This is a genomic window from Streptomyces sp. NPDC043878, assembly GCF_056435735.1.
Genome location: NZ_JBWKDW010000016.1, coordinates 104,855 through 117,332 on the forward strand (window position 1 = coordinate 104,855; position 12,478 = coordinate 117,332).

Here is a 12,478-nt window from a genome sequence, read left to right on the forward strand (position 1 = left end):
GCGGCCGCCCCTTCCGGCGCGCCACGAACCCGTCGGCGTGGGGCGGACCAGAGCGGGCACGGCTCCGGCCCGCCGTCACCCGGGGAGGTCGCGGGTGTCCGGCTGCCGCTCCCCCGCCAGTACGTCCGCAGCCTCGGCGTCCCTCGCGGCGGCCGGCCTCTCGTGGGCGGCCCGGCACTGAGGCGGTTCGATGCTGATGCGGGGCAGGTACCGGTCGAGCCGGCGCGGCAGCCACCAGTTGGCGCCGCCGAGCAGGTGCATGAGGGCCGGCACCAGGAGGGTGCGCAGGACGAACGCGTCCAGGGCGACGGCGGAGGCGAGGGCGATGCCGAACATGGCGATCACCCGGTCGCCGCTGAGCACGAAGGCCAGGAACACGGAGATCATGATGACCGCGGCGGAGTTGATGACCCGGCTGGTCTCGGCGAGGCCGACCCGGACGGCCCGCCGGTTGTCGCCGGTCTCCAGCCACTCCTCGTACATCCGGCCGACCAGGAAGACCTGGTAGTCCATGGAGAGCCCGAACAGCACCGACACCATGATCACGGGCAGGAAGGGCTCGATCGGGCCCGGGCGGCCCAGCCCCAGCGGTTCGCTGCCCCAGCCCCACTGGAAGACCGCGACGACCACCCCGAAGGCGGCGGCCACGGCGACGACGTTCATCGCGGCGGCCTTCAGCGGTATCCCGACGGACCGGAAGGCCAGCAGGAGCAGCAGGCAGCCCAGGCCGACGACGACCCCGACGAACAGCGGCAGTTTGCCGACGACGACGTCGGCGAAGTCGTCGTAGCCGGCTGTCACCCCGCCGACGTGCAGGTCGAGCGAGGTGCCGGTCTCGGCGCGGGGCAGCACCTCGGTGCGCAGCCGGTCGACGAGCTCGCTGGTCCGCCGCGACTGGGGCGCCGACTCCGGGACGATCGTGAAGTACGCGGTGCCGGTGCCGTAGGTCACGGGGGTCACCGAGGCGACGCCCTCGGTGGTGCGGACGGTGGCGTCGAGGTTGTCGAGGGCGAGCTTGTCCTCGGCGCCGCCGACGCGCGTCACCAGTGTCAACGGGCCGTTGACGCCCGGTCCGAAACCCTTGGCGAGGAGGTCGTACGCCTGCCGTGTGGTGGACGCCTTCGGGTCGTTGCCCTGGTCCGAGGAGCCGAGGTGGAGGGAGAAGGCGGGCAGCGCGAGCACGGCCATGACGGCCAGGGCGACGGCGCCGAGGACCTTCGGGTGGCGCTCCACGAACGCCGACCAGCGGGCGGCGAACCCGGTCGGCAGCTCCGGCCGCGGCCCGTGCTCGGCCAGGTGGCGCCGCTCGCGCCGGCTCAGGGCGCGCGTCCCGACGAGGGACAGCAGCGCGGGGAGCAGGGTGACACTGGCCGCGACCGTCAGGACGACGGTCAGCGAGGCGGCGACGGCGACGCCGTTGAGGAAGCTCAGCCGCAGGATGAGCATGCCGAGCAGCGCGATGCACACCGTGGCGCCCGCGAAGACGACGGCGCGTCCGGTGGTGGCCACCGCGTCGGTGGCCGCCTCGGCGACGGTGAGCCCTCGTTTGAGCCCGCGCCGGTGTCTGGTCACGATGAACAGCGCGTAGTCGATGCCGACGCCCAGGCCGATCAGCATGCCGAGCATGGGCGCGAAGTCGGCGACGGTCATGGCGTGTCCGAGCAGCCCGGTCGCGGCGTACGCGGTGCCGACGCCGACCAGCGCGGTCGCGATGGGCAGCGCGGAGGCGGCGGGCGAGCCGAAGGCGAGGAGCAGGACGACGGCGGCGACGACCACGCCGACGATCTCTGCGAGGTGCCCGCCGGAGGACTCGGTCAGCGCGACGGCGCTACCGCCCAGTTCGACCTGGAGGCCGTCACCGGCGGCGGCCGTGGCCGTGTGGACGACCGCCCGCGCCTGGGCCGCGGTGACGTCCTCGGCCCGGTGCTCGAAGACGACCGTGGCGTACGCGGTGTGCGCGTCGGCACTGATCCGGCTCGCGCCCCGGCCCTGGTAGGGGCCGGTGACCGAGGCCACTCCGGGCAGGTCCGCGATCGTGTCCAGGGTCGCGGTCATCGTCTGCTCGACGGCGGCGGCGCGGACGGTCCCCGCCGTGGTGTGCCACACGACCGTGTCGCTGTCACCGCCCAGTCCGGGGAAGCCCTGCTGGAGCAGCTGGGCCGCACGGCCCGACTCGGTGCCGGGGACCTCGTAGTCGTCGGAGTACGCGGAGCCGGCGACGGCGGCGGCGGTGCTCACCCCGCCGCAGGCGAGAAGCCAGACCAGCACCGCGAGGAGGCGGTGGCGGACACACCAGCGGGCGAGGGCTGCCACGAACGTGCTCCCGGGGGGATGTGTGGATCTTTGACCGGGAACAGTGGTTCACGACATGAACGGCCCGCAAAGAACGCATGAGCGATGCGAGCACCACTCTTGCAGGCAGAAATGATCGTTTATCGCATTCGTGCGCGTATTCACGGGAGTGCGAGGCAGATCACAGGACAGTAACGACACCTCTGTCACCTCAGTCGAACTGATCCCCCAGCGCCATCACCATCGCCCCGGCCACCAGCAGCCACAGCGCCCGCCGGGTGTGCCCCCGCGAGCCCAGCACCGCGGCGACCGCGCACACCGAGGCGCCAGAGGCGTAGGCGGCGGGCACGAGCACCGGAGCGGTGCCGGTGGCCCGCACCAGGGCCGCGGCCAGCCCGGCGAGGGCCAGCAGCACCCCGGTGCCGGCCGCCGTCCAGCGGGCCCGCCGGGCGTCCTCGGCCGCGTCCACGGCGTCCGCCGGCCCGGCCCCGCCGGGGGCCCGGGAATCGCCGCGCGCGCTCCCGGCGGGCGAGGGCCGCGCGCCCGGCCGGGAAACCGGGTGCGGCGCGACCCCGACCACTGCTAGCTTCCGCGCGTCAGCCGTCCCCGGCTCCTCGCCGTCGACCGAAGCGGGTGCGTTTTTTGAAGGTCCGACCGAGCTCCTACGCATTTCCTTCCACTACGAAGATCACAAGGAGCCCGTTCACCGATGTCCCCCGACACATCGCGGACCCCGAACGACCGCCTCACTGACCGTCTGACCCTCCCCCGCTACCCGCGCAGCGGCCGCTACGACGTGCGCTGGACCATCGAGAACCAGATGGGCCCGCACGCCCTGTGGCTGCTGGAGTGGCTGGCCCCCGCCCTCGGCCTGGCGGAGCTGGCGCCCGGCGCACGCGTCCTCGACCTGGGCTGCGGCCGCGCCATGACGTCCGTCTTCCTCGCCCGGGAGTACGACGTCCAGGTCACCGCGGCCGACCTGTGGGTGCGGCCCGAGGACAACGCCGTACGCGTCGCCGAGGCGGGCGTCGGCGACCGTGTGCTGCCGGTGCACACCGAGGCGCACGACCTGCCCTTCGGCGACGGCACCTTCGACGCCGTCGTGTCCGTCGACGCCTACCAGTACTTCGGCACCGACGACCTGTATCTGCCCACCCTCACCCGGCTGTTGAAGCCGGGCGGGCGGATCGGCGTCGTCGTACCGGCGCTGCGGGAGGAGCCCGCCGGCACCGAGCCGCCGGAACACCTCGAACCGTGGTGGGAGCCCGACTTCTGGTGCTTCCACTCCCCCGGCTGGTGGCGCCGCCACTGGACGCGCGGCGGGGCCGTCGAGGTGGAGGCCGCCGACTGGCAGCCGGACGGCTGGCGGGACTGGCTGCTGTGGAGCGAGGTCGTCGCCGAGGAGAGCACCGACGACTTCCATGTGCGAATGGCCGGCCGGTGCGTGGAGATGCTGCGCGCGGACCAGGGCCGCGCACTGGGATTCGTACGGCTCGTCGGCCGCCGCGTCTGAACACACACCTGGGGGGACGTACCGCGAACGGCGCGTCCCCCCAGGGGCGTTCGGGAAGCGGCTCAGCCTTCGGCCACGCCCAGCTTCTCCAGGATCAGTTCCTTGACGCGGGCCGCGTCGGCCTGACCGCGGGTCGCCTTCATGACCGCGCCGACCAGGGCGCCGGCCGCGGCCACCTTGCCGCCGCGGATCTTGTCCGCGACGCCCGGGTTGCCGGCGATGGCCTCCTCGACGGCGGTGGTGAGCGCGCCCTCGTCGGAGACGACCTTCAGGCCGCGCTTGTCGACGACCTCGTCCGGGGTGCCCTCGCCGGCCAGCACGCCCTCGATGACCTGGCGGGCCAGCTTGTCGTTCAGGTCGCCGGCCGTGACCAGCGCGGTGACCCGGGCGACCTGCTCCGGCGTGATGGCCAGTTCGTCCAGCGAGGTGCCCGACTCGTTGGCGCTGCGGGCGAGTTCACCCATCCACCACTTGCGGGCGGAGGCGGCGTCCGCACCGGCCTCGATCGTGGCGACGATCGTGTCCAGGGCACCGGCGTTGAGGATGGCCTGCATCTCGGTGGCGCTGATGCCCCACTCTCCGAGCAGCCGGTTACGGCGGGCCAGCGGCATCTCCGGGAGCCCGGCGCGCAGTTCCTCGACCCACTCGCGCGAGGGGGCCACCGGCACCAGGTCCGGCTCGGGGAAGTAGCGGTAGTCCTCCGCCTCCTCCTTCACGCGGCCCGAGGTCGTGGACCCCGTGTCCTCGTGGAAGTGGCGGGTCTCCTGGATGATCGTGCCGCCGCCGTTCAGTACGGCGGCGTGCCGCTGGATCTCGAAACGGGCCGCACGCTCCACGGACCGCAGCGAGTTCACGTTCTTCGTCTCGGAACGCGTGCCGAACTTCTCCCGGCCGTGCGGGCGCAGCGACAGGTTCACGTCGCAGCGCATCTGGCCCATCTCCATCCGGGCCTCGGAGACACCGAGCGCCCGGATCAGCTCCCGCAGCTCACGGACGTACGCCCGGGCGACCTCGGGAGCGCGCTCGCCCGCGCCCTCGATCGGCTTGGTGACGATCTCGATGAGCGGGATGCCGGCGCGGTTGTAGTCCAGCAGGGAGTGGGACGCGCCGTGGATACGGCCGGTGGCGCCGCCGACGTGCAGCGACTTGCCGGTGTCCTCCTCCATGTGGGCGCGCTCGATCTCCACGCGGAAGCTCTCGCCGTCCTCCAGCTGCACGTCGAGGTAGCCGTTGAAGGCGATCGGCTCGTCGTACTGGGAGGTCTGGAAGTTCTTCGGCATGTCCGGATAGAAGTAGTTCTTCCGGGCGAAGCGGCACCACTCGGCGATCTCGCAGTTCAGCGCGAGACCGATCTTGATCGCGGACTCGACGCCGATCGCGTTGACGGCCGGGAGCGCGCCGGGCATGCCGAGGCAGACCGGGCAGGTCTGCGAGTTGGGCTCGGCGCCCAGCTCGGTGGAACAGCCGCAGAACATCTTGGTCCTGGTGCCGAGTTCGACATGGACCTCCAGGCCCATGACGGGGTCGTACGACGCCAGCGCGTCCTCGTACGACACCAGGTCGATCGTGGTGGTCACGGTGAAACTTCCCTCTCAGCCCAGCAGGACGTCGTCGTCGCCCAGCCGCTTCAGCTCGCGGTAGAGGATGGCGAGGCCGGTGGCGATGGCGGCGGCGGACACGGCCGCGTCGATCAGGCGCAGGGTGTCGTTGTCGGTGCGGGCCAGCTTGGCCTGCTTGGCGACGGCGACCGCGCCGAACGCGGTGGTGGCCATGGACAGGTACAGGCCGGACTTCGACTTCTTGAATCCCTTGGCCTTGGACAGTGCCTTGCTCACAGCGACGGAGCCTCCTCGATCAGCGGGTGACCCCACCTTTCCACGAAGGCGGCCTCGACGGCGGCCCCCACCTTGTAGAGACGGTCGTCCTTCAGCACCGGGGCGATGATCTGGAGACCGACGGGGAGGTTGTCCTCCGGCGCGAGACCGCAGGGCAGCGACATGGCCGCGTTGCCCGCCAGGTTGGTCGGGATGGTGCACAGGTCCGCGAGGTACATCGCCATCGGGTCGTCGGCGCGCTCGCCGATCGGGAAGGCGGTGGTCGGCGTCGTCGGGGAGACGATCACGTCGACCTTCTCGAAGGACGCGTCGAACTCCCGCTTGATGAGCGTGCGGACCTTCTGGGCGCTGCCGTAGTACGCGTCGTAGTAGCCGCTGGACAGGGCGTAGGTGCCCAGCATGATGCGGCGCTTGACCTCGGGGCCGAAGCCGGCCTCGCGGGTCAGGGAGGTGACCTCCTCGGCGGAGTGCGTGCCGTCGTCGCCGACGCGTACGCCGTAGCGCAGGCCGTCGAAGCGGGCGAGGTTGGAGGAGCACTCCGACGGCGCGATCAGGTAGTACGCCGACAGCGCCAGGTCGAAGGACGGGCAGTCCAGCTCGACGATCTCCGCGCCCAGCTCCTTCAGCAGCGCGACGGACTCGTCGAACCGCTGCATGACGCCGGCCTGGTAGTGCTCGCCGCGGAACTGCTTGACGACGCCGACGCGCATCCCGGCGACGCTGCCGTTGCGGGCGGCCTCGACGACCGGCGGGACCGGGGCGTCGATCGACGTCGAGTCGAGCGGGTCGTGGCCGGCGATGACCTCGTGCAGCAGCGCCGCGTCCAGGACCGTGCGGGCGCAGGGGCCGCCCTGGTCGAGGGAGGAGGAGAAGGCGACCATGCCGTAGCGGGAGACCGCGCCGTAGGTCGGCTTCACGCCGACCGTGCCGGTGACGGCGGCCGGCTGGCGGATGGAACCGCCGGTGTCGGTGCCGATGGCCAGCGGGGCCTGGTAGGAGGCGAGCGCGGCGGAGGAACCGCCGCCGGAGCCGCCGGGGATCCGGGTGAGGTCCCAGGGGTTGCCGGTCGGGCCGTAGGCGCTGTTCTCGGTGGAGGACCCCATGGCGAACTCGTCCATGTTGGTCTTGCCGAGGATGACGACGTCGGCGGCCTTCAGCCGCTTGGTGAGCGTCGCGTCGTACGGCGGGATCCAGCCTTCGAGGATCTTGGAGCCGACGGTCGTCGGGATGCCCTCGGTGGTGAAGATGTCCTTGAGCGCGAGCGGGACGCCGGCCAGCGGACCGAGCCGCTCGCCCCGGGCCCGCTTCTCGTCGACGGCGCGCGCCTGGGCGAGGGCGCCCTCGCGGTCGACGTGCAGGAAGGCGTGCACCTTCTCGTCGACGGCCTCGATCCGGGCCAGGTGGGCCTCGGTGACCTCGACGGCCGTGAGCTCGCCGGAGGCGACCTTCGCGGCGATCTCGGCGGCGGTGAGCTTGATGATGTCCGTCATGGTGGTGTTAGTCCTCCCCCAGGATCTGCGGCACCTTGAAACGCTGCTGCTCCTGGGCCGGGGCGCCGGAGAGCGCCTGCTCGGGGGTGAGCGAGGGACGGACCTCGTCCGCGCGCATGACGTTCGTCAGCGGCAGCGGGTGGGAGGTCGGCGGTACGTCTTGGTCGGCGACCTCGCTGACGCGGGCGACCGCGCCGATGATGTCGTCCAGCTGTCCCGCGAAGTGGTCGAGCTCTTCGGGCTTCAGCTCCAGACGCGCCAGCCGGGCGAGGTGGGCGACCTCCTCGCGCGTGATGCCAGGCATGCGGCGTTCCTCTGGGGTGAGTGTGTGTGGTGGGCCCAATCCTATGGGGCCGCGGGCCGTGCCCGTTAAACGGTTTGCCGCGACCGGTTCCCACCACCGGGTGGTTCACCTCAAAAGCGGCTCTCCGGGACCGCGCCGGGGAGGCGGATACGCGGCGCGCGGACCGTACTCGTCCGCCGCCCGGGGTCGCCGACGGCACCCGCCCGCCCCGGAGCCTCACGGCCGCCTACGTCGAGCGTCCGGCACAGGAGACGCTCACGGTGCGCCTGCGCCTGGCCTGCGTCTGTGTCTGGCCTGCGCCTGCGCCTGCGCTGAACGGCCGGCCGGCCGGAGGGGAAAGTCAGTCGTCGGTCACCACCGCCGGCAGGGCCGCGCGCGGGCGCTGCCAGCCGCGTGAGCCCCGCGCCAGCAGCCAGGCCGTGGCCTCCTCCGCCGGCATCGCGGCCGCCACCAGCCAGCCCTGTACGGCGTCGCAGCCCAGGTCCCGCAGTCGTTCCCAGGTCTCGTCGTCCTCGACGCCCTCGGCGACCACGACCAGGCCCAGCGAGTGGGCGAGGTCGACCGTGCAGCGGACGATCTCCGCGTCCTCGGTGTCGACGGCCAGCCGGGCGACGAACGAGCGGTCGATCTTGAGTTCGCTGACCGGGAGCCGGCGCAGGTGCACCAGCGAGGAGTAGCCCGTCCCGAAGTCGTCCAGGGACATCTTCACGCCGTGCCCGGTCAGTCCGGCCAGGGTGTCGGCGGCCCGCTGCGGGTCCTCGAGCAGTACGTGTTCGGTTATCTCCAGCTGCAGCGATCCCGCCGGGACCCCGTGGCGGGCGAGCCGGGCGGCCACCGAGCCGGCGAACCCGGGGGTGTGCACGTCACGCGGGGAGACGTTGACGGCGACCGGCACGAACAGGCCCTGGGCCCGCCACCGGGCGACCTGGGCGAGCGCCGTGTCCAGCACGTACTCGGTGAGGTGGGGCATCAGCCCCGAGGACTCGGCGATCGCTATGAACTCGTCCGGCGGTACCTTCCCGCGCTCGGGATGGACCCAGCGGACCAGTGCCTCAAGCCCGGCGACCTGGCCGTCGAAGCGGACCTTGGGCTGGTAGTGCAGCTGGACCTCGTGCGCGTCCAGGGCCCGGCGCAGGTCGCCGAGGAGTCCGAGCCGGTCCGGCGTGTTGGAGTCCCGCTTGGACTCGTAGACCTCGACGCCCGTGCGGTCCCGCTTCGCCTGGTACATCGCCACGTCCGCGCGCCGGAGCAGTCCTTCGGCGTCGAGGGCGTGGTCGGGGAAGACGGCCACTCCCGCGCTCGCCTCCAGGACGAGGGTCAGGCCGTCGAGGTCGAGCGGGGAGCTGAGCGCGCCCACGAGACCGCGGGCGATGCGGGTCGCGGAGGTCGTGGAGTCGGCGACCGGCAGTAAGACGGCGAACTCGTCACCGCCGAGCCTCGCGGCCTCCGCCCCGCGCGGCAGCGCCAGGCGCAGCCGGTCCGCTATCTGCAGCAGCAGCCGGTCACCCGCGAGATGCCCCAGGGTGTCGTTGACCGACCGGAAACGGTCGAGGTCTATCAGCATCAGAGCGGCGCGGGCGTCGATGCGCTCGGCGTCGTCCAGCGCGGTCCAGATGCGTTCCAGCAGCCACTGACGGTTGGGCAGGCCGGTGAGCGGGTCGCGCAGTTGCTCCTCGGCGCGGGCCCTGGCTATCCAGAGGGTGGAGTCGAGGGCGATGAGGGGGATGGCGAACAGCGGCAGCAGGATCGGCATGGCGGCGGCGACGACACAGATCAGCGGGGCGATGCCGAGCAGCGCGACCGCGAGGAGTCCCTGCCGGACCAGGGCGGTGCGGGCCACGGTGGGCAGACCGCCGCGCGGGGCGTACAGGTACCAGAGCAGGACCCGGGTCACCGCGAGATAGGCGACCGCGACGAGCACCACCTCGGGAGCGGTGCCGACGGTCCAGGTGTCGGGGTTCCAGGGGTGCTCGACGGACGGCACCCGGCCGAAGGAGGCCAGCACCAGGGCGCCGGCGCCGATGCCGAGGATGTCCATCGCGCCGTGCAGCAGGCCCTGCCGCCAGCGGTGGCGCCTGGCTATACCGACCAGGACGACGACGGTGAGGCTGACCATGCCGGCCGGCACCCAGCCGTACAGCAGCAGGCCGGCGAGGGTGAGGGCGGCGCCGGAGCCGGTGCCGCCCCACCAGCGGGCGCGGCCGAGCGCGACCAGGTGGCCGACGATGACGCCGGTGAGCACGGCCAGGGACCAGCCCACCGTGCCGGACGGGAAGAGCGCCTGGTCCCCGCGGAAGCCCCGGTAGAAGCCGGCGCCCAGGACGATGCCGGCGGCCGCGACGACTGCGGCGGGCAGCGCGGGCCAGGACGGGTGCCGTTCGGGCTCTGCGCCCGGCAGTCCGTGTCCGGGGGCGAGGTGCGCGGCGCCGTGGCCGTCCACCACGGGGTGCCGTCCGGCCGTGCGTCCGGCGGCGCCCGGACGCTCCGGAGGCCGCCCGGGCCACCGGCTCTCGCGCAGTGCGCCGGCCATCCGGCGCACGCGCAGCCAGGAGTCCGGGGCGGCGCTCTCGGTCGGTTCCATTCCCGTCCCTCTCACAACCGGCGGTGCCCACGCCACGCGGCCCGGTGCCCTGCATCCGTCAACGGCGCCGCGTTCGGCATCCCTTCCCCCGCCCTCCGGGAGCAGAGGATTGCCCCGACCGCGGCCGGGCACGGCGGGCGCACCCCTCAACAGTAGGCCGCAGAAGGCTTCCACGGGCAGCGGTCGGCGACGGTTGCCCGAATGCCGCCCTGCCACCCGTATGCATCTGGTATGCGCCGATCGGGTGGCCTTCAACCGCTACTCCTGGGTCGGAAGCGCGACTTCGGCCGCCGCGTCCGGCCCCTGGTCCAGCAGGACCTGGAAGCCGTCCTCGTTCAGGACGGGAACCTTGAGCTGCATCGCCTTGTCGTATTTCGAACCGGGGTTGTCACCCACGACGACGAACGAGGTCTTCTTGGAGACCGATCCGGTTACTTTCGCGCCCCGGCTCTGCAGTGCCTCCTTGGCGGCGTCGCGCGTGAAGCGTTCGAGGGTGCCGGTGACCACGAGGGTCATGCCGTCGAGCGGCCGGGGGCCCTCGTCCTCGCCGGAACCCTGGTCCTCCATGCGGACGCCGGCGGCCTTCCACTTGGCGACGATCTCGCGGTGCCAGTCCACGGCGAACCACTCCTTGACCGCCTTGGCCACGATCTCCCCCACCCCGTCGACGGCGACCAGTTCCTCTTCCGATGCCTGCTGGATGCGGTCGATGGAACGGAACTCGCGGGCCAGCGCCTCGGAGGCCACCGGGCCGACGTGACGGATCGACAGGCCGGTGAGGATGCGGGCGAGGGGGCTCTCCTTGGCCGCGGCGATGGTGTCCAGCATCGCGAGCGCGTTCTTCTTCGGCTCGCCCTGCTGGTTGGCGAAGACGGTGGCGACCTTCTCCTCGCCGCTCTTCGGGTCGCGCTTGGGCAGGCCGCTGTCCTGGTCACGGACGTACGCCTTGATGGGCAGCAGCTGTTCGACGGTGAGGTCGAAGAGGTCGCCCTCGTTCTTCAGCGGCGGCTCGGCGGGCTCCAGCGGCCGGGTCAGGGCGGCTGCGGCGACGTAGCCGAAGTGGTCGATGTCGAGCGCCTTGCGGCCGGCGAGGTAGAACAGCCGCTCCCGCAGCTGGGCCGGGCAGGTGCGGGCGTTGGGGCAGCGCAGGTCGACGTCGCCCTCCTTTGAGGGCGCCAGCGGTGTGCCGCACTCGGGGCACTCGGACGGCATGACGAACTCCCGCTCGCTGCCGTCGCGCAGGTCGACGACCGGGCCGAGGATCTCCGGGATGACCTCGCCGGCCTTGCGCAGCACCACCGTGTCACCGATGAGGACGCCCTTGGCCTTGACGACGTCCTGGTTGTGCAGGGTGGCGAACTCGACCTCGGAGCCGGCGACCGTGACGGGTTCGACCTGGGCGTACGGGGTGACGCGGCCGGTGCGTCCGACCCCGACCCGGATGTTGATGAGCTTGGTGTTGACCTCCTCCGGCGCGTACTTGTAGGCGATCGCCCAGCGCGGTGCGCGGGAGGTGGAGCCGAGGCGTCCCTGGAGCGGGATCTCGTCGAGTTTGACCACCACGCCGTCGATCTCGTGCTCCACCGAGTGGCGGTGCTCGTCGTAGTGCGCGATGAACTCCCGTACGCCGTCGAGTCCGTCGACCACCCTGTTGTGCGGGGAGGTGGGCAGGCCCCAGGTCTTCAGCAGGTCGTACGCCTGGGAGAGACGGGTCAGGCCGGTGTAGCCCTCCAGGACCCCGATGCCGTGCACGACCATGTGCAGGGGGCGGGTGGCGGTGACGCGGGGGTCCTTCTGGCGCAGGGAACCGGCCGCCGCGTTGCGCGGGTTGGCGAAGGGCTTGTCACCGGCCCCCACCAGGCGGGCGTTGAGCTCCTCGAACTTCTCCATCGGGAAGTAGACCTCGCCGCGGATCTCCACCCGGTCCGGGACGCGGTCGCCGTGCAGCCGTTCGGGGATCTCCGCGATGGTGCGGACGTTGGGGGTGATGTCCTCACCCGTACGGCCGTCACCGCGGGTGGCGGCGCGGGTGAGGCGGCCGTGCTCGTAGGTGAGGTTGACGGCGAGGCCGTCGACCTTCAGCTCGCACAGGAGGTGGTGCGGGGAGGCGCCCACGTCCTTGGCGACGCGCTCGGCCCAGGCGGCCAGCTCCTCGTCGCTGAAGGCGTTGTCGAGGGAGAGCATGCGCGAGGGGTGCTGGACGGAGGTGAACTCCGTCGCGTAGGCGCCCGCCACCTTCTGGGTGGGCGAGTCGGGCGTGCGCAGCTCCGGATACTCCTCCTCCAGCGCCTCCAGCGAGCGCAGCAGCCGGTCGAAGTCGGCGTCGCTGACGACCGGGGCGTCTTTCACGTAGTACCGGAAGCGGTGCTCCTCGATCTGCTCAGCGAGCTGCGCGTGCTTCTCCCGTGCCTCGGCGGGCACCGTCGTCTCCGCCTGCTTGTCGCCGGCCACCGTGTGGTCCTC

At 72.1% G+C, this 12,478-nt stretch carries 9 protein-coding genes; 1 reads left to right on the plus strand and 8 read right to left on the minus strand.

The genetic code is table 11. From position 1 onward, the window contains the following. Positions 1-75 precede the first annotated feature (75 nt). The gene (locus tag AC07AZ_RS22720) at positions 76-2,313 is read right to left on the minus strand and encodes an MMPL family transporter (RefSeq protein ID WP_478850486.1); all 2,238 of its coding nucleotides are present in this window, start codon (positions 2,311-2,313) and stop codon (positions 76-78) included. Between the two features lie 190 nt (positions 2,314-2,503). Further along, positions 2,504-2,872, minus strand: a complete 369-nt coding sequence (locus AC07AZ_RS22725) for a hypothetical protein (RefSeq protein WP_478850488.1) — start codon at positions 2,870-2,872, stop codon at positions 2,504-2,506. Between the two features lie 129 nt (positions 2,873-3,001). Between AC07AZ_RS22725 and AC07AZ_RS22730 the strand changes: the two genes are divergently transcribed. Beyond that, on the plus strand, positions 3,002-3,805 hold the full coding sequence (locus tag AC07AZ_RS22730) for a methyltransferase domain-containing protein (RefSeq protein WP_478850490.1): 804 nt from the start codon (positions 3,002-3,004) through the stop codon (positions 3,803-3,805). 62 nt (positions 3,806-3,867) lie between these two features. Here the strand turns inward: AC07AZ_RS22730 and gatB are convergent, their stop codons facing one another. The 6 genes from gatB to ligA all read right to left on the minus strand — a co-directional run bounded on the left by gatB (position 3,868) and on the right by ligA (position 12,466). After that, positions 3,868-5,382, minus strand: coding sequence for an Asp-tRNA(Asn)/Glu-tRNA(Gln) amidotransferase subunit GatB (gene gatB, locus AC07AZ_RS22735; RefSeq protein ID WP_478850492.1), 1,515 nt, complete (start codon positions 5,380-5,382; stop codon positions 3,868-3,870). A 15-nt stretch (positions 5,383-5,397) separates the two neighbouring features. Beyond that, complete coding sequence (locus tag AC07AZ_RS22740) at positions 5,398-5,640, minus strand: hypothetical protein (protein ID WP_356042466.1); 243 nt, start codon at positions 5,638-5,640, stop codon at positions 5,398-5,400. After that, complete coding sequence (gatA, locus tag AC07AZ_RS22745) at positions 5,637-7,130, minus strand: Asp-tRNA(Asn)/Glu-tRNA(Gln) amidotransferase subunit GatA (protein ID WP_478850494.1); 1,494 nt, start codon at positions 7,128-7,130, stop codon at positions 5,637-5,639. Before gatA ends, AC07AZ_RS22740 begins: the two co-directional genes overlap by 4 nt. Before the next feature lie 7 nt (positions 7,131-7,137). Beyond that, complete coding sequence (gene gatC / locus AC07AZ_RS22750) at positions 7,138-7,434, minus strand: Asp-tRNA(Asn)/Glu-tRNA(Gln) amidotransferase subunit GatC (RefSeq protein ID WP_018531282.1); 297 nt, start codon at positions 7,432-7,434, stop codon at positions 7,138-7,140. A 340-nt stretch (positions 7,435-7,774) separates the two neighbouring features. Continuing rightward, positions 7,775-10,015 (minus strand): putative bifunctional diguanylate cyclase/phosphodiesterase, encoded by a 2,241-nt coding sequence (locus AC07AZ_RS22755; RefSeq protein ID WP_478850497.1) that lies wholly within the window; start codon positions 10,013-10,015, stop codon positions 7,775-7,777. A 258-nt stretch (positions 10,016-10,273) separates the two neighbouring features. Next, a complete protein-coding gene (gene ligA / locus AC07AZ_RS22760) occupies positions 10,274-12,466 on the minus strand; it encodes an NAD-dependent DNA ligase LigA (protein ID WP_478850499.1) in 2,193 nt (730 codons plus the stop codon). Between the last annotated feature and the right edge of the window lie 12 nt (positions 12,467-12,478).

Coding starts and splice junctions, on each gene's coding strand:
- AC07AZ_RS22730 (WP_478850490.1), top strand. CDS start 3,002: ATGTCCCCCGACACATCGCGGACCCCGAACGACCGCCTCACTGACCGT.
- gatA (WP_478850494.1), bottom strand. CDS start 7,130: ATGACGGACATCATCAAGCTCACCGCCGCCGAGATCGCCGCGAAGGTC.
- gatC (WP_018531282.1), bottom strand. CDS start 7,434: ATGCCTGGCATCACGCGCGAGGAGGTCGCCCACCTCGCCCGGCTGGCG.
- AC07AZ_RS22755 (WP_478850497.1), bottom strand. CDS start 10,015: ATGGAACCGACCGAGAGCGCCGCCCCGGACTCCTGGCTGCGCGTGCGC.